The organism is Phascolarctobacterium succinatutens (assembly GCF_023497905.1).
In the GTDB taxonomy this organism is placed as follows: Bacteria; Bacillota; Negativicutes; order Acidaminococcales; family Acidaminococcaceae; genus Phascolarctobacterium_A; species Phascolarctobacterium_A succinatutens.
In genome coordinates this window covers 517,988-540,163 of record NZ_CP097284.1, presented here as the reverse complement: position 1 = coordinate 540,163, position 22,176 = coordinate 517,988, and the positions used below count along the sequence as shown (strand labels likewise).

Genomic DNA, 22,176 nt, shown 5'->3' with positions numbered 1-22,176 from the left:
TTACATGACAAAAGTTCTGCAAAAGGCAATTTTCTGAAAGAAGGATTTTTTTACCCCTACACTCCTTTGCACTTCAGCAATACTTTTTTCCATTTCAGTTGCACATCAAATGTTTTTCTAGGCATTTTTTTATTTTCACACTTGACAAACCGTGAAATTGTTGCGATAATGTGAAGAACACAGCGATGTGTATATTTTAATTTCAAAAACAAAAATGCAATGAACGGGAAAATTTACCTGCCCCAGCATCCAGAGAGACGGCGTATGGTGCAAGCCGCCAGCAAGCAGGCAAAGAAGCTCACCCGCGAGCAGCTTCTCTGAACCAAGTAGGAGCAGACGTTTCCAGCACGTTACGCTGCCGATTCGCTAATCGGGAAAATTAAGTACAACTTAGGGTGGTACCGCGAAAAAACTTCGCCCCTATCTGCAAGCGCAGATAGGGGCTATTTTATTTCATAGTACACTCTTTCTAACTTAAAAAATTTACAGGCTGTCTAGAGGAGCGTCAGATGCGAAGAAGCGCGACGACGGCGTACATACCAGTACTCCTAGAAGCGCTTCTGAAGCAGATGGCCCCTTATAGGCAGCCCCTAAAGAAAGAAGGACTATCTTATGGGAATGACAATGACGCAAAAAATCTTAGCCAAGCACGCTCACCGCGACAGCGTAAGTGCCGGCGACCTGCTTGTTTCTCAAGTAGATTTAGTATTAGCTAATGATATCACCGGTCCTCCGGCTATCAACGAATTTGAAAAAATCGGTAAACCAGTATTTGATAAAAACAAAATTGCTCTGGTTCCGGACCATTTCTCCCCCTGCAAGGATATCAAATCCGCAACCATGTGCAAGCGTATGCGTGACTTCGCCCGAAAGCACGAAATCAAAAACTACTTTGAAGTAGGCCAGATGGGTATCGAGCATGCACTGCTGCCGGATAAAGGCCTTGTTGCTCCCGGCGAAATCATCATCGGCGCCGATTCCCACACTTGTACCTACGGTGCACTCAATGCTCTGAGCACCGGTATGGGCCAGACTGATATCGGCTGCGCTATGGCCAGCGGTACCTCCTGGTTCAAGGTTCCACAGGCTATCAAGGTTAACATGACCGGCAAACTGCCGAAATACGTTAAAGGCAAGGACATCATCCTGACCATCATCGGTATGATTGGCGTTGACGGCGCCCGTTACCAATCTTTGGAATTCACCGGCGAAGGCGTCAGCGAGCTTTCGATGGCCGACCGTCTGACTATCTGCAACATGGCTATTGAGGCCGGCGGCAAAAACGGCATTTTCCCCGTTGATGAAAAGACCATCGAATTCTTAAAGGAACGCGGCGTAACCCGTGAATGGGAAGCAGTTACTGCGGACGAAGATGCTGAATATGCCCGCGTACTCGATATTAAGCTCGACGAGCTTGTTCCCGTTGTTGCTTATCCGCATCTGCCGGAAAACACTCATCCTGCTAAGGAAGGTCATGCAATCAAAATCGACCAGGTTGTCATCGGTTCCTGTACCAACGGCCGTCTGGAGGATCTTGAACAGGCTGCCGAAATTCTCAAAGGCCACAAGGTTTGCGACCATGTGCGTATGATTATCATCCCGGCAACCCAACAGATTTATCAGGAGGCTATGCACCGCGGTTATATTGATACCTTTATTGATGCCGGCGCTGCCGTTTCCACTCCGACCTGCGGTCCCTGCCTTGGCGGTTACATGGGCATCCTCGCAGCAGGCGAACGAGCTGTTTCCACCACCAACCGTAACTTCCGCGGCCGCATGGGTCATGTCGACAGCGAAGTTTATCTGGCAAGCCCCTATACCGCTGCAGCCAGTGCCATTACCGGTTATATCACCAGCCCTGAGGAGGTAGTAAAATGAGCAAAGTTTGGCTTTACGGCGACCACATCGATACAGACGTTATTATCCCGGCAAGATATCTGAACATTGCCGATTTCAAAGAATTAGCAGAACACGCTATGGAGGATGCGAAAGAAAACCTGGAAATTAACTTCGCCGCCAACGTACAGCCCGGAGATTACATCGTTGCCGGCAAAAACTTCGGCTGCGGTTCTTCCCGCGAGCATGCCCCGGTAGTATTAAAGGTTAAGGGTATCAAATGCATCGTAGCAGACAGCTTTGCCCGCATCTTCTATCGCAATGCGATTAACATCGGCCTGCCGGTGCTGGAAATAGGCGCCGACGTTGAAAAGATTGAACCCGGCGATGAAATTGACGTTGATGTCAACAAGGGTGAAATCAAAATCCTCAATAAAAATATTACGATCAAAACAAAACCGCTGCCGGAATTTATCCAGCATATCGCAGACTGTGGCGGCCTGATTAATTATATTAAAGGAGAAAACAAATAATGAAGATTTGCTTACTGCCCGGTGACGGCATTGGTGTAGAAATAGTTGATGCAGCTGTAGAGGTTCTCGACGCTGCTGCCAAAAAATACGGCTTTGAAATTGAATATGACAAGCAGCTCATCGGCGGCTGCGCAATCGACGCAACCGGCGTTCCCCTGCCGGAAGCAACCATCGCCAGCGCTAAGGCTGCTGACGCTGTGCTGCTCGGTGCTGTCGGCGGACCGAAATGGGATAATGTTGCTCCGGATATCCGCCCGGAAAAAGGCCTGCTTGGTATCCGCAAAGCTTTGGGCCTGTACTGCAACTTGCGCCCGATGACCGTTTCCAAATTCACCGCGCATCTTTCTCCGCTGAAAACGGAACGTGCCGAAGGTGCCGATCTTTTAATCGTACGTGAGCTTACCGGCGGCATCTACTTCGGTGAGCACAACGAAGCGCACCTCAACGCTGACGGCGTTGAGGAAGCAAGCGACGTTGAGCTATATACCCGTCCGGAGGTAGAACGCATTGCCCGTTTTGCTTTTGAAGCTGCCAAAAAACGCCGCGGTAAAGTAACCAGTGTTGATAAAGCCAACGTATTGGGTTCCAGCCGTATGTGGCGTAAAATTGTTGCCGAAATGCAGGCTAAGGATTATCCTGAAGTCGAGCTGAACAACTTCTATGTTGACAACTGCGCTATGCAGTTAGTGCTGAATCCGAAGCAGTTCGACGTTATTTTGACCAACAATATCTTTGGCGATATCCTCAGTGATGAAGCCAGCACAATCGCAGGCAGCATCGGCCTGCTTCCGAGCGCCAGCCTCGGCGACGGCACCGGTATGTACGAGCCTATCCACGGCAGTGCGCCTGATATTGCCGGCCAAGGCATTGCTAACCCGCTGGCAACCATTCTCAGTGTTGCTATGATGTTGCGTTACTCCCTGAACCAAAACGAAGCAGCAGACGCTATGGAAGCAGCTGTTGACGCAGTTATGGAGCAAGGCTACCGCACGCCTGACCTTTATGCAGAAGGTCTGAAGAAGGTTTCTACCTCTGAAATAGGACATCTTGTTGCACAGGAACTGCTTAAATAACCATTCCCGGTATAACGCCATCCCCTCAGCGTTAACCAAAGCCTTTCTACCCGTAAGCTTTCCGTTTGGGGCTTACGGGTAAAATTTCCAACACTTAGCATTATTATATTTTGATTTTTTTGTTTTTTGGATTTTTTTATGATCGTTGTGGTGTATTATGATGCAAATTTCAACCAAGAATATTGATTCCGAGTATACTAATAATGCTTCAAGCGATGCTGCGGCCTTCCGCCAAGGCTTGCACGATGGTATCCCCATAGGATTGGGGTATTTTGCCGTAGCCTTTTCTCTGGGAATTATTTGCCGCACATCCGGGCTTTCTGTATTCCAAGGCTTTCTGGCAAGCCTGCTCAACAACACTTCAGCCGGTGAATTCGCCGCCATTACCCTCATAGGTCAAAACGCCAGCTATACCGAAATAGCACTTGTAACACTTATCGCCAATGCACGCTACATGCTGATGAGCTGCGCTCTTAGCCAAAGGCTCAGCAGTGCACAAGGCTTTATACATCGTCTGGCTATGGCCTTCGCTGTAACGGATGAGCTTTTCGGTATCGCTATCTCCCGTCCGGGGGTTTTGAATCCATACTATTACTATGGGGGCATGGCAGTAGCAATTCCGGGCTGGTCGATTGGCACAGCCTGCGGCATTGTCGCCGGTGCGGCACTGCCAGAACGCATTGTCAGCGCACTGAGTGTAGCACTGTTCGGCATGTTCCTAGCTATTATCATGCCTCCGGCGCGCGAAAGCCGTATCATTCTCACTGTTGTAATCACAAGCTTCATCGCCAGCTTTGCAGCAACATATATGCAGCCGTTGGCATATCTTACCGGCGGTACGCGTACCATTATTCTCACTGTAGTCATCGCAGCAGCTGCAGCTTATCTCAGGCCGGTACAGTCCCAGCAAAAGGAGGCTTAGCAGATGGAACACAATATTTACATTTATATTGCAGTCATGGCACTTGTTACCTATGCTATCCGCGTGCTTCCCCTCACACTCATCCGTAAGGAAATCAAAAATCCCTTCATCCGTTCGTTTTTATATTATGTCCCCTACACGACGCTCGCAGTAATGACCTTTCCTGCTATCCTGCAGGAAACACAAACACCTGCTGCAGGTGTGCTTGCCCTCGGCGTCGGCGTTGCCACCGCCTGGCGCGGCATGAGCCTTTTTCATGTTGCTTCTTGCTGCTGCGCAGTAGTGTTTATCGTAGAATTCATTATGGTGCCGTAAGGCGCAAAAAAGCCGCCGGCTTAGGAGATTTTTCTTGATATGTACCCCCAATACTGGACACCCAGTATTGGGGGTATTTTAATGAAATACAGCTATAAGTTCAAAAGACAGTGTGTAGAATTATATCGACAAGGTAAATGGCCTGAAACGCCTAAAGATATAACAGAAAAAAATTTCCACAATACAATCCGAGTTTGGGTTCGGATAGAAGATAAATGTGGTCCAGAAGCATTAAGACATAAAAATCAGAGAAAAACTTGGTCAGCAGAAGAGAAATATGAACTTGTAGCCAAAGTATTAGCTGGTGCGTCAAATAAGGAAACAGCTATTTCTGCAGGAATTAACGCTGGACTCTTGTATCAGTGGGTTAGATGCTATAAAATTAAAGGGTATCAGGGTAAACCGTACCCTTTGTCAAGGACATTTTTAAGAGAAAGAGAGAAGCAGCAGTTCCTGCCGGAACCGCTGCTTCTTAGTTTTTATTAAAATATCCTCAATGGGTAAAGGCCTGTTTTTACATACTCATAATACTCGTTTGGGGATAGCTTGGCTAACTTCCACTGGTACCTATCGTTATTGTAGTAATCCATCCACCTATCTATTTCAGCTCTTAAGGCCTCAAAGTCTTTGCATTTAGATATATGTATTTCGTCCTTCATGTGTCCATAAAAGCTCTCTTGTGGTGCGTTATCCCAACAATTTCCTCTTCTTGACATGGATTGCCTAAGATTAGCATCATGGACTAACTGCATAAATTTATAACTTGTATAGTGTGAACCCTGGTCGGAATGAATTATAGTTTCACTAGAGATTTCATTACCATGCTTTGCTAGTACCATATTAACAGTTTCCAACACAAAATCTATTGCCAGAGAATCACTCAGACAATATCCTAATACTTGCATTGTATAGGAGTCTAGAATTGTAGATAAATAACAGTATTTATCATTTAATGGTATGTAAGTTATATCTGTTAACAATACTTTTCTAGGTCCATGTTCTTTAAATTCCCGGTTCAAAAGATTAGGAGCAACCTTATTGGTTCTCAAAGCTCTTACCATTTGCCTGTATGGATTTGGCTTTCTAATTGGGCATCTCAAATTGTACTTTACCATTAGCCGCCTTATCTTTTTAAGATTCATCAGCACTGGCTTCTCCAAATGTAACAACCTCATATGGATGCCGCGAATGCCTTTGTCATAGCCCTTAAATTTATATGCCTCAAGAATTTTACTAAAATCTGCTCTATCCTTCTGTTCATGTTCATTACGGGAATCCATATTGCTTAACCAATTATAGTATCCAGATCTAGTAACATGAGCGAGTTTACATAAATGGGACACTTTCAATTGATTATCTGGCTTAGATACTAAATCATGAATCAATTGAAATTTTCTATTCGACAACCCAAGAGATATTTCACGTGCTAGTCTGATTTGTCCAAAGAGCACAGCTTTTTTAAGAAATCTACCTCCTGTCTAAGATATGAGAGTTCGTACTGCATAGATGCTATCGCTGCCTCGAATGGCAAATCGCTATAATTTTTATTCTTAGGTGGAGGCTTTACTTCACCACCAACTCCCTGAGTGAGAGGTTTTCCAGATTCCATTGCCTTCTTTAGCTTAAAAGTGAAGTTGTTTATTCTGTAAGCACCTAAAATATTAGGGTCATATCCTAACTCCTTAAAAATAGACACTGGTGAAAAACCTTGAAGGTAAAGTTTCCAAAATTTCTCCTTAAACTCTACCGTCAATAATAACATGTTATAAGTTACTCTGTAGGTGTATGGATTCTTACGTAACAGCTCCATTTCCTCTTCAGTAAAGCGCTTTACAGCCATTTTGAGCACCTCCGCCTTTTATCCATAGTATAACATACAGTTTGGGAAAAAGTCGCTCAAAAACGATTTAAGACCAAGGAAAAGAAAAAAGTGTCCATTTTTAGGGATTGACCAAAAGAAAGCTGTCCAATTCTAGTATTTTTCTTGAAAACTGTCCAAAGTAACTCTCTTTTCGTTCTCTCTTAGTGTCCAGATTTAAACAATAAGTTAAAGGGACACTTAAGTCATAAATGCAAATATAATTCATGTAGACTATGTTGCTTTAATGCCCATATCGCTTTCTATACTACCTACCAAACTGTCCATGACTATGGGTACATTATAGGGTATCAGGGATTGGTCGCACAACGAAAAGGACGACCACCCAAGGAGCCTGAAATGAAGAAAAAAATAGAGCCGGCAGAACTTACTCCATCAGAACGAGAAGAAATGATTCTGCTCAGAGCAGAAAATGAGCGCTTGAGAGCGGAGATTGCTATTGTAAAAAAAGAGATTGCCTTGAGAGAAGAGAGATGCGCAGCGCAACTCAAGGCGAAAAAGCTGCGCTCGTCCAAAAACTGCGTGAAGAAGGTTACAAACTGAATTATTTGCTGGATGCGATTGGACTGTCGCGTTCAACGTACTATTACGAGCTTAGCAAGACAGATAAAGTTAGCGAACGAAATGCCGACTTATCATCCGAAATTATTGTTATCTTCAACGAGAACAAAAAGCGATATGGTGTAAGGCGCGTACATAAGGAGCTTCTGAATCGAGGTTTTCGAGTAAATCACAAGCGTGTCCAACGAATCATGAATCAGCTTACCTTGTTTGGAAAATGTCCCAAGGAAAAATACCACTCCTATAAAGGCGATGTTGGCAAAGTTGCTGATAATATCATCAATCGAGATTTCAATACCGAAAAACCTTTGCAAAAGTGGACAACCGATGTATCGCAGTTCAATCTGCCTTGGGGCAAATGTTATCTTTCTCCGATTTTGGATATGAACAGCAATGAAATAATCTCTTACAATCTTTCTCTACATCCAGATATGGCGCAAATAAAGGACATGCTGAAAAAGGCATTTAAAGGTTTTCCTTCTGTAAAAGGTCTTATTATGCACTCAGATCAAGGATGGCAATATCAGCATGCATTTTATAGGAATGAATTGCAAAAGCACGGAATCATTCAATCAATGTCTAGGAAAGGTAACTGCTATGACAACTGTATTATGGAAACTTTCTTTGGCAGATTAAAAAACGAGATGTTCTACGGATTTGAAAAAGATTACCCTTCGTTTGAATCTTTTTCAAACGCTATAGCTGAGTACATCGATTATTATAACAACAAAAGAATTCAAGCTAAAACAAAATGGATGCCTCCCTCTAAATTCAGAGAAGCATCCATGATGTAAATATAATTATTCAAATTTTTAGCGGTGTCCAGAAAACTGGGTACATATCAAAGGGGACAGAATGCAGGTTTTTTTAGTTAATTATTAATAAATGTCAATCTTCTAGAGACAAAACACGTAAAACATGTTGGATATAAATAGCCTGAATAGCTTTGGAACGGCCAAGACCACACAGATGACCGGTTGTTTTGATGCCTAAAGCTTCAATCTGAGTCTTCCAGCTGTCTTCCTCGTCGCCGTACATATCGTTTTTAGCATGGTCGCCGGCAACAACCATCAGGGGATACATATGTACATGCTTGTACTTGCGCTCCTGCAGTTTTTGCAGAACCGCTTCAAAATTAGGAGTATCCTCTTCTTCTACTGTTCCTACAATAGCAGGGAATTTCATAGAATCAAAGATTTCCTGCAGTCTGACATAGGTATAGCCGTGCGCTTTATTGTTATTACGCGGAGTGCCGTGGCCCATGAGAACTACACCTTCATCTGCAGCTAAGGGAGGAACCTGAACGGCAACAGCGGCTGCTGCCAGCCTATAATCCTCATCATTAACGATAAGCGGTTGGCTGATAATAATTTTTTGGAATTTAGCGGTGAATTTATCCCTGAGGCTGAGAATCTTCTGTTCGAATTCTTCACCATGCAGCAGATGCGTCGGCTGTAGCACTACCTCTTCGTAGCCTGCGTCAACCAGCTTTTGCAGAACTGTTTCCGTATCGTCGATTTTAATGCCTCGTTCAGCCAGACGTTTGCGGATAATTGCGGAGGTAAAGGCACGGTACTGGTCATAGGCAGGAAAGGCTGCTGCGAGTGCCTGCTCAATGCCGCCGATATCGTGGGTTCTGGTTTCGTCAAAGGTGGAGCCAAAGCTGATAACCACCAGAGCTTTTTTGCTATCCATATATAATATAGCACCTCTTCTTCATAAATTAATTTTTATTATAAAAATACTCTCCGCCCTGAAAAGCGGACGGAGAGTAAAAAGGTGTGAAAGAAATGAATTACTTGTTAAGTAAATTATTTAGCTTCCAGAGCATCCCAAGAATCGTTTGCTCTTTCAACAAACAGTTTTTGTACTGCTGCGTTTTCGCCCAGGCCGTGGATATAGGTGTTAACCTTGAAGCCTTCAGCCTGCAGTTGAGATTTAAAGGAATCAGGCTCGTCACCGGCCATATCGTTATTAGCATGGTCGCCTGCAACCATCATCAGCGGCATCAGAGTTACGTTCTTAATGCCTTTAGCTTTCAGTTGCGGAGTAACGGTGTCCAGATGCGGCCAGCCTTCTACGGAGAAGATGTAAGCGTTGGTATAGCCAAGCTCATTCAGACGGTCTTGCATTACTGCATAGTAAGCATTGGACGGATGCGGAGTACCATGAGCCATAATCAGAACAGCATCTTTTTTGCCGAGTTTCGGGAATTGAGTAGCAACTGCTTTCATGGTTTCGGTAATATCGTCAGCTTGACCTTCCTGGCCTTGCCAGTACATCAGCGGAGTGCCGAAGGTCATTTTCTTGAAGTCATTTTTGTGCAGGTTATAAACTGCATCTTTGTATGCATATTCCATGCCCGGAATAATATCCAGAGAGGTCAGAGCAACACGGGTGTAGCCTTCAGCTTTCAGTTGAGCCAGAGCTTGTTCAGGTGTCGGAATGGTGAGACCTTCATGAGCTTTGATACGGTCAATAATAATATGAGAGGTGAAAGCAGTAACTACTTTTACACCGGGATGAGCAGCTTTAATAGCGTCTACAGTTGCTTCAATAGTTTTAGCACGGCTGTCTTTAAAGGTGGTGCCGAAGCTCATAACAACGATAGCGTCTTTGTCAGGCAGGTTTGCCAGAGCCGGATTAACATTGGTTTTTACGCCGATTTGGGATGCCATAAGCAGAGCCGGGGTAGCGTCTTTAACTTCGTCGTTCAGTTGATATGCGGCATGGCTGGTAGCAGCAAAGCCTAAGAGGGCAGCGCAAGTCATAGATGCAACAGCAAATTTTTTCAGACTTTTCATTTTGAAAGCACTCCTTTGAAATTCATAATCATCAAAAATAGCAGAAGGTTCTTTTATAAACCTTACTTCTCTGTATTATATCACTTATAGTTGAGATGTCAACAAAAATAATAAGAATTGCTATTATGAAGCTGTAATAAAAAAACAGACTGCTGTTATCAGCAGTCTGTTGCAGGATTATTTCCTGAAAATTTTTTTGAAGCAGTCCTTCAGAGAACGATTGAGCATACCGCCTGCCGGGGCATTTTCGTATTCACGGTTACGGCTGTCGCTGAAGGAGGCAACAAGTGTGCCGTCAGACAAATCATAAAAGTTATAAATCAGGCTTAGCTGTGCATACGGATGAAAGCTTTCCGGTACCCAGCGCTGGCGTACAACATCTTCAGTCCAATAGTGGCGTTTTCCATCTTTGTCATAGTAATAATGTGTTTCTTGGGTAGTGTAATCTTCAAAATGACCGGGAACACGAATGGTGCGGTAGCCAAAATGATTAATGGTAACTCGCATTTCCAAATCTCTGGGCGCTAAATTTTTTTGGCTGGTTTTAACATTATGATATTCCGGCAGCGGCTTTTGCGTTTCATCTGTAGCAATCAGCTTTTGTTTGCCGGCAGCCTGCAAAACAGCGGCGAGGACTTTGGTTTCGGCATGTTCGTCCGATTTGAAATAGCGTGCGGGCTCTCCTTCCAGATTATCAATTTGGGTAATATGAATTTCTTTGACTGTACGCAGATTGTAATCAGGATGCTTATAGGGCTGATTAGCGAAGCAGGAAATGCTGACGCAGAGCAGCATAATGAATGTAAGCAGAAACAAAACTGATTTTTTCATAGCGGACCTCTCGAAAACTTATAGCAAATTAATCCTTCAGCATGCCCTTGATTCCTGCAAAGGTTTCCGGGCTGATGATATGCTCGATACGGCAGGCATCCTTTTCCGCAATTTTCTCGTCTACGCCTAGAAGCTCGTTGATGAAACGGGTGAGGGTTACGTGACGGTCGTAGACGGCAGCAGCTTTTTTCTGACCATCCTTGGTAAGCAGGATGCGGCCGTCAGGCTCCATGATAATATAGTTATCACGTTTAAGAATGCTCATAGCGCGGCTGACGCTGGCTTTTGTAAAATTCATTTCCTCCGCAATGTCGATAGAACGTACGCTGCCATTGCGTTTGGTCAGAACTAAGATAGTTTCCAAGTAATTTTCTCCGGATTCCAGCAGTGACATTTTTATAACCTCCATCAGTATCAGATGTAATATTTCGATTACTATTATTTTAACACATTTAATTCTTAACTCAAACTTCGCACACGGAAAACATCCCGTATGCCTTGATAAATCAGCTTGAACTGAATGTCGAAAGCCATTCACGCACACTTCTGTGCACGCAGACGACTCATCCAAAGAGCGGGCAGATCGTTCAGGAATCGTTCCAAGAGCGATTCGACCAGCAAGACTTCTGACGGATATTCTGCCCGAAGCTGCTCCGCAAACTCCTGCAACACGAGGCGAAGCGCTTCCATGTACTTCAAGTCCGGAAGCTCATCAAGCCCCAGATAGAAGAGCTCGCCGAGGCTTCGCCCATCCGTGTTCTCACGTTCCTCGACAGCCAGGAGCATATATCGTGTGCAGACGACGGCGACATGCGCCGTCATCGCATCGTAGGAGACGGAACGACAATCCTTGCCGAGCCGCAGGTAGGACTTGCACGCTTTGAAGAACACCTCGATGCCCCAGCGCTTCCCGTAGAGCTGGATGACTTCTTCCTCCGAAAGCGAGAGGTCTGTCGTGACGAGGACGAGATAATCCTTCCGCTTGTTGCGGTTCCGCACGAAGACCAATCGCACAGGCACGAGGGATTCTCCCTGTTTCGTCGCGACAGCATCGACGGACAGGAGGTAACGCGAGCGTCCGCGGCGTTTCTTGTGTTCCTTGTAGATGGCCTTGACGTTCGAGATCTTCCCTTCGCAGGGGTAGCGCACCTTCTTGCTCTTCTTTGCCATAGCGGTGACGTCATAGCCGAGGTCATGGATGGCTTTCAGCGACGACGGCGAGCAGAACCATGTGTCGAAGAGGACGTACTGCGCGGGGATTCCTGTCGCCTTGACCTCCTGCAACAAATTGAGGACGACGGCTGGCGCTTCCATCTGCGCGAGCTTGCGCTGCTTTCCGCCGTTGCTTCTTGCATCGACGGATGCGCTGGCCTCATTGAGCCGGTTCTTTTCCTTCGAGGTTGAAAGAAGGCAGAACGTGAGTGGCAGGAACGTGTTCCCGTCCGTCCAGCCGAGGACGAGCAAGCGGAAGCCCTTCGTATAGCGGCGGCTCACATGGTCGTAGACGTTCGCCAAGAGTTCCACGCGCTTGGAACGCGAGCGGCTGAAGAGCGAATCGTCGACGACGATGGCACAACGCCGGCCGGCATCCGTCAGCGGCTTGATGGTTTCGTTGATGATCCGCGCCGCAAGAAGCAGCGTGAACTTGCGCCAGTTCGTGTGGCAGGAGTTCAAGAAGCGGTAAGCCGTGTCCTTGCCGAACGGCAGCGAATCCTCGTGAAGTCGGCGCTGCATATAGAGCGAGCGGTTCTCGAAGATGATGCTTACGAGCACGAGGAAAACGAGAATGGAGGAAAATCCTTTGAGCTTGCAAGCGTTGGCCGCGCGCAGAATCTGGCCGACATGATAACGACGGAAGAACGCCGAAGTTTTCTTCGAGATGGATTCCATCTGCTGGGTGGTTTGTGATATACTTTTCATAGCATGAGCCTCCGGTGCTTGGTATGTTTTTGAGCCAACATAATTATACCAAACTGGCAAGACTCATGCTATTTTTCTGTTTACAAAGCCTGGACTTTCAAGGGGTGCAGGGGATTTTTACCTGCGAAGTTTGAGTGAATGAAAAAATCTAAATGGATGCTTGGTGCAGCAGCAATGTTGGCTTTATCTGTAGCTTTGGCTGGCTGCGGCGGCGGCGACAAAAAAGCAGACAATAAGGCTGCCGGCGTAAAAGGCAGCTTGATGGTTTATACCTCTATTTATCCTGATATTATCGACAATATGTGCAAACCTAATGTTGCAAAAGCTTTCCCGGATATGAAGGTTAACTGGTTCCAAGGCGGTACCGAAAAAGTTATCACCAAGATTACCGGCGAAATCAAAGCTAAAAAAATTGCTGCAGACGTTCTGATGGTTGCGGATCCTTCCTATTATCTGAAGCTGCAGGAGCAAGGCTTGCTGTTGCCTTATAAATCCAAAGAAGATGCTAACGTTATCAGTGAAAAAGACAAAGACGGCAACTGGTACGGCGTTCGTATCTCCAACATGATCATTGCTTATAACTCCAATAAGCTGAAAGCTGAAGAAGCTCCGAAAAACTGGACAGATCTGACCGATCCGAAATGGAAAGGCAAAATCGCTATGCCTAACCCGATGCTGTCCGGTACTGCTTATGTAGCAGTTGGCGCTCTGGCTGACAAATACGGCTGGGAATATTTCGATAAATTGAAAGCTAACGGCCTGCGCGTTGAAGAAGGCAACTCCGCTATTCAAAACAAGCTGTTGACCGGCGAATATGCAGCTGTAATGATTCTGGAAGAAAACATCCTGAAGCTGGCTAACACCAAGAAAGAGCCTCTGAAGATTGTTTACCCGACCGACGGCGTAATCAACGTTCCTTCCCCGATCGCTATTTTCAAGGAAACCAAGAATCCTGAGGGTGCAAAGGCTTTGGTTGACTGGTGGCTGTCCAAAGAAGGTCAGGAAGCAGTTGTTAAGGGTTGGATGCACTCCGTTCGTGGCGACGTAAAAGCTCCTACCGGTGCTGAAGAAACCAAGAAGATTGTTGAGGGCAGAATTAAAGTTGACTGGCAGAAGCTGGCTAACAACAATGCTCAAATCAAAGAAGAATTCCGTAAGAGAGTTATGGACTCAAACTTCGCAGGTAAAAATCCCCTGCACCCCTTGAAAGTCCAGGCTTTGTAAACAGAAAAATAGCATGAGTCTTGCCAGTTTGGTATAATTATGTTGGCTCAAAAACATACCAAGCACCGGAGGCTCATGCTATGAAAAGTATATCACAAACCACCCAGCAGATGGAATCCATCTCGAAGAAAACTTCGGCGTTCTTCCGTCGTTATCATGTCGGCCAGATTCTGCGCGCGGCCAACGCTTGCAAGCTCAAAGGATTTTCCTCCATTCTCGTTTTCCTCGTGCTCGTAAGCATCATCTTCGAGAACCGCTCGCTCTATATGCAGCGCCGACTTCACGAGGATTCGCTGCCGTTCGGCAAGGACACGGCTTACCGCTTCTTGAACTCCTGCCACACGAACTGGCGCAAGTTCACGCTGCTTCTTGCGGCGCGGATCATCAACGAAACCATCAAGCCGCTGACGGATGCCGGCCGGCGTTGTGCCATCGTCGTCGACGATTCGCTCTTCAGCCGCTCGCGTTCCAAGCGCGTGGAACTCTTGGCGAACGTCTACGACCATGTGAGCCGCCGCTATACGAAGGGCTTCCGCTTGCTCGTCCTCGGCTGGACGGACGGGAACACGTTCCTGCCACTCACGTTCTGCCTTCTTTCAACCTCGAAGGAAAAGAACCGGCTCAATGAGGCCAGCGCATCCGTCGATGCAAGAAGCAACGGCGGAAAGCAGCGCAAGCTCGCGCAGATGGAAGCGCCAGCCGTCGTCCTCAATTTGTTGCAGGAGGTCAAGGCGACAGGAATCCCCGCGCAGTACGTCCTCTTCGACACATGGTTCTGCTCGCCGTCGTCGCTGAAAGCCATCCATGACCTCGGCTATGACGTCACCGCTATGGCAAAGAAGAGCAAGAAGGTGCGCTACCCCTGCGAAGGGAAGATCTCGAACGTCAAGGCCATCTACAAGGAACACAAGAAACGCCGCGGACGCTCGCGTTACCTCCTGTCCGTCGATGCTGTCGCGACGAAACAGGGAGAATCCCTCGTGCCTGTGCGATTGGTCTTCGTGCGGAACCGCAACAAGCGGAAGGATTATCTCGTCCTCGTCACGACAGACCTCTCGCTTTCGGAGGAAGAAGTCATCCAGCTCTACGGGAAGCGCTGGGGCATCGAGGTGTTCTTCAAAGCGTGCAAGTCCTACCTGCGGCTCGGCAAGGATTGTCGTTCCGTCTCCTACGATGCGATGACGGCGCATGTCGCCGTCGTCTGCACACGATATATGCTCCTGGCTGTCGAGGAACGTGAGAACACGGATGGGCGAAGCCTCGGCGAGCTCTTCTATCTGGGGCTTGATGAGCTTCCGGACTTGAAGTACATGGAAGCGCTTCGCCTCGTGTTGCAGGAGTTTGCGGAGCAGCTTCGGGCAGAATATCCGTCAGAAGTCTTGCTGGTCGAATCGCTCTTGGAACGATTCCTGAACGATCTGCCCGCTCTTTGGATGAGTCGTCTGCGTGCACAGAAGTGTGCGTGAATGGCTTTCGACATTCAGTTCAAGCTGATTTATCAAGGCATACGGGATGTTTTCCGTGTGCGAAGTTTGAGTAATTAAGATGTGAAACAAAACATACTAAAGCGGAGGTTCATGCTATGCAAATTATACCACAAACCACCCATCAGATGGAATCCATTTCGAAGAAAACTTCGCTGTTCTTCCACCAATATCGCATCGGCCAGATTTTGCGGTCTGCCAACGCATGCAAACTCAAGGGCTTTTCCGCTATTCTGGTGTTCCTTGTGCTCGTCAGCATCATCTTCGAGAACCGCTCGCTTTACATGCAACGCCGGCTTCACGAGGAATCCCTGCCGTTTGGCAAGGACACGGCCTACCGCTTCTTGAACTCCTGTCACACGAACTGGCGCAGGTTCACGCTGCTCCTTGCGGCGCGGATCATCAACGAAACCATCAAACCGTTGACAGACGCCGGACGTCGTTGCGCTATCATCGTCGACGATTCGCTCTTCAGCCGCTCGCGCTCCAAGCGCGTGGAACTCTTGGCGAACGTCTACGACCATGTGAGCCACCGTTATACGAAGGGCTTCCGCCTGCTCGTCCTTGGCTGGACGGATGGGAACACCTTCCTGCCGCTCACGTTCTGCCTCCTTTCGACATCGAAGGGAAAGAATCGTCTCAACGAGGCCGACGCGTCCGTCGATGCCAGGAGCAACGGCGGAAAGCAGCGCAAGCTCGCGCAGATGGAAGCGCCAGCCGTCGTCCTCAATTTGTTGCAGGAGGTCAAGGCGACAGGAATCCCCGCGCAGTACGTCCTCTTCGACACATGGTTCTGCTCGCCGTCGTCGCTGAAAGCCATCCATGACCTCGGCTATGACGTCACCGCTATGGCAAAGAAGAGCAAGAAGGTGCGCTACCTCTGCGAAGGGAAGATCTCGAACGTCAAGGCCATCTACAAGGAACACAAGAAACGCCGCGGACGCTCGCGTTACCTCCTGTCCGTCGATGCTGTCGCGACGAAACAGGGAGAATCCCTCGTGCCTGTGCGATTGGTCTTCGTGCGGAACCGCAACAAGCGGAAGGATTATCTCGTCCTCGTCACGACAGACCTCTCGCTTTCGGAGGAAGAAGTCATCCAGCTCTACGGGAAGCGCTGGGGCATCGAGGTGTTCTTCAAAGCGTGCAAGTCCTACCTGCGGCTCGGCAAGGATTGTCGTTCCGTCTCCTACGATGCGATGACGGCGCATGTCGCCGTCGTCTGCACACGATATATGCTCCTGGCTGTCGAGGAACGTGAGAACACGGATGGGCGAAGCCTCGGCGAGCTCTTCTATCTGGGGCTTGATGAGCTTCCGGACTTGAAGTACATGGAAGCGCTTCGCCTCGTGTTGCAGGAGTTTGCGGAGCAGCTTCGGGCAGAATATCCGTCAGAAGTCTTGCTGGTCGAATCGCTCTTGGAACGATTCCTGAACGATCTGCCCGCTCTTTGGATGAGTCGTCTGCGTGCACAGAAGTGTGCGTGAATGGCTTTCGACATTCAGTTCAAGCTGATTTATCAAGGCATACGGGATGTTTTCCGTGTGCGAAGTTTGAGTTATGGATAAATAATGCGTTGCTAAGTTAAATTATAGCGGAAACAGGGAGACCTTTCAGGCCATCCCTGTTTTCTGCTCAATAAAGAGGGGCCGAAAGTCTGCTTTTGGTGTTGCTCTGAGGTATTAAAAAAGGAGAAAGAAGCGTTCTATGTCAAGAATAAACAGTAAATTTATTGTTATCGCTATCTCCGTGCTGTTGCTTTTATACTTTGTTATCTTCCCGATGGGAATCCTGCTGTATGACAGCATCATGCTTGATGGCGCAATTAACTTGGAAAATTATCGCAATGTATATAGCCAGGATGTCAACTGGCGTGCGTTGACGAATACAATCGAGCTGTCTTTGGGTGTTATGATTGTCAGTGTGCTGATTACCTTCCCGCTGGCTTGGCTGGTTGGCCGTACTGATATGCCCGGTAAAAAAATCTACCGTACTCTGCTGGTATCCAGCTACATGATTCCGCCGTATGTAGGCGCTATTGCCTGGGTACAGCTGCTGAACCCCAGTGTAGGTTATCTGAACGAGATTCTTAAATTTGTCTTTGGGCTGGAAACAGCGCCCTTTGACATTTATACTATGGCCGGCTTAGGATGGGTACTGACTTTGTTCTACTCTCCCTTTGCTTTCATTACCATTTCACGTGCTATGGAGAAAATGGATCCGACTCTGGAGGAGGCAGCGCGTGTCAGCGGTGCTTCTCCGATGCGTACTGTTTTTGACGTAACACTGCCGCTGATGGCTCCGTCCATTCTGGCCGGCGGTTTGCTGGTATTTATTGCTGCCGGCAGCTGCTTCGGTATTCCTGCTATCGTAGGTATGCCTGGCAACATTGAAGTAATGACCACGCGTATCGTAACCTATATTTACATGGGCGATACTGCGGGCGTACGTGATGCTACCGCTCTGGCTGCGTCCCTCATGTTCCTTGCTAACATCCTGCTGTTCGGTATGACCTGGATGGTTGGTAAAAAGGATTACACCACTATCAGCGGTAAGAGCACCCGTCCGAACATTGTAGAGCTGGGCAAATGGAAATGGCCCTGCTTCTGCCTGGTTGGCGCTTACAGCATGATTTCCATTATCATTCCGCTGGGCTCCATCGTGCTTACCAGTTTGATTATCACCCTGTCCAAGCCGATTGGTCTGGACAACATTGGCTTTGATGCCTGGATTCCCGTTATCACCAGCTCCCAGTACATGGAAAGCGTTTGGAACTCTGTTGTTTACGCTGTTATTGCTGCCTGCATCGGCACACTTATTTCCATCTTTATTGCATATCTTGCAGTTAAAACCAGAATCAAAGGCCGCAGCCTGCCGGATCTGCTGGTAGTTATCGGTGGCAGTACCCCGTCCATCGTTATTGCGCTGGCTTTGATTATTACCTTCAGCGGTAATTTTGGTTTGAACCTGTATTCCACGATGTGGATTATGGTAGTTGCTTATCTGGTAAAATACATGACGATGTCTGTGCGTACCATCGCCGCTTCGCTGAGTCAGGTACACATCTCTCTGGAGGAGGCTGCACTGAACTCCGGCGCCAGCTGGCTGCGCTGCTGTAAGGATATCATCATGCCGCTTATTGCACCGTCTATAGTTGCCGGCTGGTTCCTGATTTTTATGCCGTCCTTCTACGAGCTGACTATGTCCCTGCTCCTGTACGGCAGTGATACCAAGACCATCGGCGTATTGCTGTATGAATTGCAGACCTATGCAGATACGCAGAACGCTTCTGTGCTTTCTGTAATCATTCTGCTGATTGTTTTGATTGGTAACCTGATTCTGAACAAGGTTTCCAAGGGTAACGTAGGTATTTAATTAAAGGAGTGTAATAAATGGCTGAGGTAAGAATTGAGCATGTATTTAAACGTTTCGGCGCTGTAACTGCCGTAAACGATTTTGATTTAGTTGTAAAGGATGGCGAATTTATTTCCATCCTCGGTCCTTCCGGTTGCGGTAAAACCACTACCCTGCGTATGATTGCAGGCTTTGAGCGTGCTACCGAAGGTGAAATTTATATCGGCGACCACTGCGTAAGCTCCTCCATTAAGGGCAGCTTCGCTCCGCCGGAAAAACGTGATATCGGTATGGTATTCCAGTCCTATGCTGTTTGGCCGCATATGACTGTTGCCGAAAATGTAGGCTATCCGCTGAAAATTCAAAAGGTAGATAAAAAGGAACGCGAAGAACGCGTACAGAAGATGCTGGAGCTGGTTCATTTGGGCGAATACAGCAAGCGTTATCCGCATCAGCTGTCCGGCGGTCAGCAACAGCGTGTAGCTTTGGCGCGCGCTCTGGTAGCACAGCCGGGCCTGCTGCTGTTGGATGAGCCTCTGTCCAACCTGGATGCTAAGCTGCGTGAATCCATGCGTTTTGAAATCCTTGCTATTCAAAAGGAACTGGGCATCACCGTTGTTTATGTAACCCATGATCAGGGCGAAGCAATGGCAATGAGTGACCGCGTAGTTGTTATGAGCGCCGGCGTTGTACAGCAAATCGGTGCGCCGCACGAAATCTATACCAAGCCTGCCAACAAAATGGTTGCTGACTTCATCGGTCTGGTTAACTTTATCGATGGCGAGGTTAAGGGTGACAGAGTATTCATTAAGGGCAGCAATGTTTCCTTCCCGAATACCGCTAAGGTTACCGGCGAAGCTACCATTGCCGTACGTCCTGAGAATATTACCATGTCCCTCAGCGGCGGTCAGATGGAAGGTCAGGTAACTCACCGCTTCTACCTGGGCGATGCGGTTGACTATCGTGTAAACGTTCACGGTCATGACATCCGCGTTATCGTTAAGGGCGCAGACATTGATGCAATTCCTGACGGCTCCAAGGTATACCTGGACTTTGACAGAGTAATGGTTTTCGACAGAAACTAAGCTGAAAATACAAGACGGAGATAACGGATTAAATTACTGTTATCTTCGTCTTTTTTTTGTGGGAAAAAACATAAAAAACGGCGGTTAGCTATTGACAACTCGTCTAAATCGTAGTATAGTGGTCTTAAACAGGAATAACAATATAAATATGCGCTCAAAAAGCAAAAAGTTCCGTCGCAAAAGCCGAAGAGCTGAATGAGGGTTTTATGAATTTAATTGAAGGTCTTACTAATTTTAACTTAACAAAGCAGGAAGCAACTCTGTATGTGCTGCTGCTGAAGTCCGGTCAGATGACCGGCTACGAAGCAGCCAAGCAGACCGGCATTTCGCGTTCCAACACTTATACTGCGCTGGCAGGACTGGTGGATAAGGGAGCAGCGTATGTGCTGGAGGAGGGCAAGGTAACGCGCTATACTCCGGTGCCTGCTGCTGAGTTTTGCAGCAACAAAATCAGTTGTCTGGAGGAGATAAAAAAAGATATACTCCAACAGCTGCCGGTGCTGAACAATGATCCTGAGGGGTATATCACCATCAAGGGTGCGCAAGAGATTATAAATAAAATGCGCAATACCGTGCGTCAGGCACAGGCAAGAATTTATCTGTCAGCTAACAGCAGAATGCTGGAGCTGCTGCTGCCGGAGCTGCAGGATGCTTTGCAGCGAGGCTTGAAGGTAGTAGTTATCGGTGATAAATACTTTTCTTTGCCGGGAGCAATCTGCTACGGAACAAATAAGCAAAGCGAGCAGATTCGTCTGATTGCCGATTCACACACCGTTTTGACAGGAGATTTGCAGGATGATGAGGATTCAACCTGTTTGTATTCCTGCAAACGCAATTTAGTTGATTTATTTAAGGAAGCGCTGCAGAATGAAATTGCGCTGATTAAATTACAGAAAGGTGATATGAATGTCTAAGAAAATTCCGTTTGTTACTAAAGAACAATTAGAAAAAATCGTTTCCCAATATCCTACTCCGTTCCATCTGTATGATGAGGCCGGCATCCGTCGCACCGCGCGTCTGGTGAACAAGGCTTTTTCCTGGAACAAGGGCTTTAAAGAATATTTCGCAGTAAAGGCTACACCTAACCCCTATCTGCTGCAGATTCTGCGCGAAGAGGGCTGCGGTGCCGACTGCTCCTCCTATACCGAGCTTTTGATGAGCGATGCCGTAGGCTTTAAGGAGAGCGAGATTATGTTCTCCTCCAATGCAACTCCGGCAGAGGACTTTAAACTGGCTCGTAAACTGAATGTAAACATCAATCTGGATGATATTACTCATATCGACTTTTTGGAAAAGGTTGCCGATATTCCGGAAACCGTCTGCTGCCGTTACAATCCCGGTGGACATTTTGCCATTGCCAACAACATTATGGATAACCCCGGCGATGCAAAATACGGTATGACTCATGAGCAGATTATCGAAGCTTATAAAATTCTCAAGAGCAAGGGCGTAAAGAATTTCGGTATTCATGCATTCCTGGCTTCTAATACCGTTACCAACGAATACTATCCGGAACTGGCACGTATTCTGTTTGAGCTGGCAGTAGAGCTTAAGGAAAAAACCGGTGCGCATATCTCCTTTATCAACCTCAGCGGCGGTATCGGTATTGCCTACAAGCCTGAACAGCAGGATAATGATGTACTGGCAATCGGCGAAGGCGTGCGTAAGGTGTTTGAAGAGGTGCTTGTACCTGCAGGCATGGGCGATGTTAAGCTGTTCACCGAGCTTGGACGTTACATGCTGGCACCGAATGGCGCTTTGGTAACTACTGCTATTCATCAAAAGCATATCTATAAAGAATACATCGGCTGTGATGCCTGCGCTGCTAATCTGATGCGTCCCGCTATCTATGGTTCCTATCATCATATTTCCGTTATGGGCAAGGAAAACGCTCCCTGCGACCATAAGTATGATGTAACCGGCGGCCTGTGCGAGAACAACGATAAATTTGCCGTAGACAGAATGCTGCCTGAAATTAATATCGGCGATTTGCTCTTTATCCATGATGCCGGTGCGCATGGCTTCTCTATGGGCTACAACTATAACGGCAAGCTGCGCAGTGCCGAGCTGCTGCTGCAGGAGGACGGCAGTGTTAAAATGATTCGCCGTGCGGAAACACCGGCAGATTATTTTGCTACCTTCGATTTCGGTGAGTACGGACCGAAGCTGGCAGAAGAAGCAAAAATTAAAATGTAAAAAACAACGCTTAGTGACGTTGTTTCAATAGGACTGAGGCCTGAGGGCTTCAGTCCTTTATTATTATGTGATATAAGCACTTGCCTGAAAGCTGCTTTTGATTTACAATAGATAATGAATTGTCGGAAGCTTTAGGCAATAATGCTTACGAAAAAATATCAG

The 22,176-nt window shown here is 47.2% G+C and carries 22 protein-coding genes and 1 other annotated feature; of the genes, 15 read left to right on the top strand and 7 right to left on the bottom strand.

The window, feature by feature from the left end; translation table 11 throughout:
- Positions 1–210: 210 nt before the first annotated feature.
- Positions 211–425 (top strand) — a binding site (T-box leader).
- Positions 426–612: 187 nt separating this feature from the next.
- The 6 genes from leuC to M5E81_RS02555 all read left to right on the top strand — a co-directional run bounded on the left by leuC (position 613) and on the right by M5E81_RS02555 (position 5,165).
- Complete coding sequence (gene leuC, locus M5E81_RS02580; protein ID WP_009145338.1) at positions 613–1,878, top strand: 3-isopropylmalate dehydratase large subunit; 1,266 nt, start codon at positions 613–615, stop codon at positions 1,876–1,878.
- Entirely contained in the window at positions 1,875–2,369 is a 495-nt protein-coding gene (locus M5E81_RS02575) for a 3-isopropylmalate dehydratase small subunit (protein ID WP_009145339.1), read from the top strand. Before leuC ends, M5E81_RS02575 begins: the two co-directional genes overlap by 4 nt.
- Positions 2,369–3,442 (top strand): 3-isopropylmalate dehydrogenase, encoded by a 1,074-nt coding sequence (gene leuB / locus M5E81_RS02570; protein WP_009145340.1) that lies wholly within the window; start codon positions 2,369–2,371, stop codon positions 3,440–3,442. The genes M5E81_RS02575 and leuB overlap by 1 nt, the downstream gene beginning before the upstream one ends.
- 157 nt (positions 3,443–3,599) lie before the next feature.
- Positions 3,600–4,364 carry an AzlC family ABC transporter permease gene (locus M5E81_RS02565; protein ID WP_249747800.1) on the top strand — a complete coding sequence of 255 codons (765 nt, stop codon included), beginning with the start codon at positions 3,600–3,602 and terminating at the stop codon, positions 4,362–4,364.
- 3 nt (positions 4,365–4,367) lie between these two features.
- The gene (locus M5E81_RS02560) at positions 4,368–4,679 is read left to right on the top strand and encodes an AzlD domain-containing protein (protein WP_249747799.1); all 312 of its coding nucleotides are present in this window, start codon (positions 4,368–4,370) and stop codon (positions 4,677–4,679) included.
- 81 nt (positions 4,680–4,760) lie between these two features.
- Entirely contained in the window at positions 4,761–5,165 is a 405-nt protein-coding gene (locus M5E81_RS02555) for a transposase (RefSeq protein ID WP_249747798.1), read from the top strand.
- Here M5E81_RS02555 and M5E81_RS02550 read toward each other — a convergent pair.
- On the bottom strand, positions 5,162–6,130 hold the full coding sequence (locus M5E81_RS02550; protein WP_050787068.1) for an IS3 family transposase: 969 nt from the start codon (positions 6,128–6,130) through the stop codon (positions 5,162–5,164). The two genes, M5E81_RS02555 and M5E81_RS02550, sit on opposite strands and share 4 nt — an antisense overlap.
- Entirely contained in the window at positions 6,106–6,519 is a 414-nt protein-coding gene (locus tag M5E81_RS02545) for an HTH domain-containing protein (protein WP_009144403.1), read from the bottom strand. The genes M5E81_RS02550 and M5E81_RS02545 overlap by 25 nt, the downstream gene beginning before the upstream one ends.
- 378 nt (positions 6,520–6,897) lie before the next feature.
- Here M5E81_RS02545 and M5E81_RS02540 point away from each other — a divergent pair, with 378 nt between their 5' ends.
- Complete coding sequence (locus M5E81_RS02540; RefSeq protein WP_249747789.1) at positions 6,898–7,101, top strand: hypothetical protein; 204 nt, start codon at positions 6,898–6,900, stop codon at positions 7,099–7,101.
- A complete protein-coding gene (locus tag M5E81_RS02535; RefSeq protein WP_249747005.1) occupies positions 7,032–7,913 on the top strand; it encodes an IS3 family transposase in 882 nt (293 codons plus the stop codon). The genes M5E81_RS02540 and M5E81_RS02535 overlap by 70 nt, the downstream gene beginning before the upstream one ends.
- Positions 7,914–8,007: 94 nt before the next feature.
- Here the strand turns inward: M5E81_RS02535 and M5E81_RS02530 are convergent, their stop codons facing one another.
- The 5 genes from M5E81_RS02530 to M5E81_RS02510 form a co-directional block, all read right to left on the bottom strand.
- Positions 8,008–8,814, bottom strand: a complete 807-nt coding sequence (locus tag M5E81_RS02530) for a sirohydrochlorin cobaltochelatase (RefSeq protein WP_009145158.1) — start codon at positions 8,812–8,814, stop codon at positions 8,008–8,010.
- A gap of 116 nt (positions 8,815–8,930) precedes the next feature.
- Positions 8,931–9,923 (bottom strand): sirohydrochlorin cobaltochelatase, encoded by a 993-nt coding sequence (locus tag M5E81_RS02525; protein WP_009145159.1) that lies wholly within the window; start codon positions 9,921–9,923, stop codon positions 8,931–8,933.
- A gap of 177 nt (positions 9,924–10,100) precedes the next feature.
- A complete protein-coding gene (locus tag M5E81_RS02520; protein ID WP_009145160.1) occupies positions 10,101–10,754 on the bottom strand; it encodes a hypothetical protein in 654 nt (217 codons plus the stop codon).
- A 28-nt stretch (positions 10,755–10,782) separates the two neighbouring features.
- Positions 10,783–11,142, bottom strand: a complete 360-nt coding sequence (locus tag M5E81_RS02515) for a metal-dependent transcriptional regulator (protein WP_367317910.1) — start codon at positions 11,140–11,142, stop codon at positions 10,783–10,785.
- Positions 11,143–11,288: 146 nt separating this feature from the next.
- A complete protein-coding gene (locus M5E81_RS02510) occupies positions 11,289–12,674 on the bottom strand; it encodes an IS4 family transposase (protein WP_249747014.1) in 1,386 nt (461 codons plus the stop codon).
- Positions 12,675–12,812: 138 nt separating this feature from the next.
- Between M5E81_RS02510 and M5E81_RS02505 the strand changes: the two genes are divergently transcribed.
- The 7 genes from M5E81_RS02505 to M5E81_RS02475 all read left to right on the top strand — a co-directional run bounded on the left by M5E81_RS02505 (position 12,813) and on the right by M5E81_RS02475 (position 22,014).
- Positions 12,813–13,898: an ABC transporter substrate-binding protein gene (locus tag M5E81_RS02505; RefSeq protein WP_249747797.1), complete on the top strand. Its 1,086-nt coding sequence runs from the start codon at positions 12,813–12,815 to the stop codon at positions 13,896–13,898.
- An 80-nt stretch (positions 13,899–13,978) separates the two neighbouring features.
- A complete protein-coding gene (locus M5E81_RS02500) occupies positions 13,979–15,364 on the top strand; it encodes an IS4 family transposase (protein WP_249747014.1) in 1,386 nt (461 codons plus the stop codon).
- A gap of 116 nt (positions 15,365–15,480) precedes the next feature.
- Entirely contained in the window at positions 15,481–16,866 is a 1,386-nt protein-coding gene (locus tag M5E81_RS02495; protein ID WP_249747153.1) for an IS4 family transposase, read from the top strand.
- Between the two features lie 220 nt (positions 16,867–17,086).
- Positions 17,087–18,754, top strand: coding sequence for an ABC transporter permease (locus M5E81_RS02490; RefSeq protein ID WP_249747488.1), 1,668 nt, complete (start codon positions 17,087–17,089; stop codon positions 18,752–18,754).
- A 17-nt stretch (positions 18,755–18,771) separates the two neighbouring features.
- Positions 18,772–19,818 (top strand): ABC transporter ATP-binding protein, encoded by a 1,047-nt coding sequence (locus tag M5E81_RS02485; protein WP_249747487.1) that lies wholly within the window; start codon positions 18,772–18,774, stop codon positions 19,816–19,818.
- A 206-nt stretch (positions 19,819–20,024) separates the two neighbouring features.
- The gene (locus tag M5E81_RS02480; RefSeq protein WP_249747796.1) at positions 20,025–20,732 is read left to right on the top strand and encodes a TrmB family transcriptional regulator; all 708 of its coding nucleotides are present in this window, start codon (positions 20,025–20,027) and stop codon (positions 20,730–20,732) included.
- Complete coding sequence (locus M5E81_RS02475; RefSeq protein ID WP_009145370.1) at positions 20,725–22,014, top strand: diaminopimelate decarboxylase; 1,290 nt, start codon at positions 20,725–20,727, stop codon at positions 22,012–22,014. Before M5E81_RS02480 ends, M5E81_RS02475 begins: the two co-directional genes overlap by 8 nt.
- The last annotated feature ends 162 nt before the right edge of the window (positions 22,015–22,176 follow it).

Bases quoted from the DNA above. Each gene is read 5' to 3' on its own strand.
- M5E81_RS02530 (WP_009145158.1), bottom strand. From the start codon at position 8,814: ATGGATAGCAAAAAAGCTCTGGTGGTTATCAGCTTTGGCTCCACCTTT.
- M5E81_RS02505 (WP_249747797.1), top strand. From the start codon at position 12,813: ATGAAAAAATCTAAATGGATGCTTGGTGCAGCAGCAATGTTGGCTTTA.
- M5E81_RS02485 (WP_249747487.1), top strand. From the start codon at position 18,772: ATGGCTGAGGTAAGAATTGAGCATGTATTTAAACGTTTCGGCGCTGTA.
- M5E81_RS02535 (WP_249747005.1), top strand. From the start codon at position 7,032: ATGCGCAGCGCAACTCAAGGCGAAAAAGCTGCGCTCGTCCAAAAACTG.
- M5E81_RS02490 (WP_249747488.1), top strand. From the start codon at position 17,087: ATGTCAAGAATAAACAGTAAATTTATTGTTATCGCTATCTCCGTGCTG.
- M5E81_RS02480 (WP_249747796.1), top strand. From the start codon at position 20,025: ATGAATTTAATTGAAGGTCTTACTAATTTTAACTTAACAAAGCAGGAA.
- M5E81_RS02520 (WP_009145160.1), bottom strand. From the start codon at position 10,754: ATGAAAAAATCAGTTTTGTTTCTGCTTACATTCATTATGCTGCTCTGC.
- M5E81_RS02510 (WP_249747014.1), bottom strand. From the start codon at position 12,674: ATGAAAAGTATATCACAAACCACCCAGCAGATGGAATCCATCTCGAAG.
- M5E81_RS02545 (WP_009144403.1), bottom strand. From the start codon at position 6,519: ATGGCTGTAAAGCGCTTTACTGAAGAGGAAATGGAGCTGTTACGTAAG.
- M5E81_RS02565 (WP_249747800.1), top strand. From the start codon at position 3,600: ATGATGCAAATTTCAACCAAGAATATTGATTCCGAGTATACTAATAAT.
- leuC (WP_009145338.1), top strand. From the start codon at position 613: ATGGGAATGACAATGACGCAAAAAATCTTAGCCAAGCACGCTCACCGC.
- M5E81_RS02560 (WP_249747799.1), top strand. From the start codon at position 4,368: ATGGAACACAATATTTACATTTATATTGCAGTCATGGCACTTGTTACC.
- M5E81_RS02500 (WP_249747014.1), top strand. From the start codon at position 13,979: ATGAAAAGTATATCACAAACCACCCAGCAGATGGAATCCATCTCGAAG.
- M5E81_RS02475 (WP_009145370.1), top strand. From the start codon at position 20,725: ATGTCTAAGAAAATTCCGTTTGTTACTAAAGAACAATTAGAAAAAATC.
- M5E81_RS02495 (WP_249747153.1), top strand. From the start codon at position 15,481: ATGCAAATTATACCACAAACCACCCATCAGATGGAATCCATTTCGAAG.
- M5E81_RS02525 (WP_009145159.1), bottom strand. From the start codon at position 9,923: ATGAAAAGTCTGAAAAAATTTGCTGTTGCATCTATGACTTGCGCTGCC.
- M5E81_RS02575 (WP_009145339.1), top strand. From the start codon at position 1,875: ATGAGCAAAGTTTGGCTTTACGGCGACCACATCGATACAGACGTTATT.
- leuB (WP_009145340.1), top strand. From the start codon at position 2,369: ATGAAGATTTGCTTACTGCCCGGTGACGGCATTGGTGTAGAAATAGTT.
- M5E81_RS02540 (WP_249747789.1), top strand. From the start codon at position 6,898: ATGAAGAAAAAAATAGAGCCGGCAGAACTTACTCCATCAGAACGAGAA.
- M5E81_RS02555 (WP_249747798.1), top strand. From the start codon at position 4,761: ATGAAATACAGCTATAAGTTCAAAAGACAGTGTGTAGAATTATATCGA.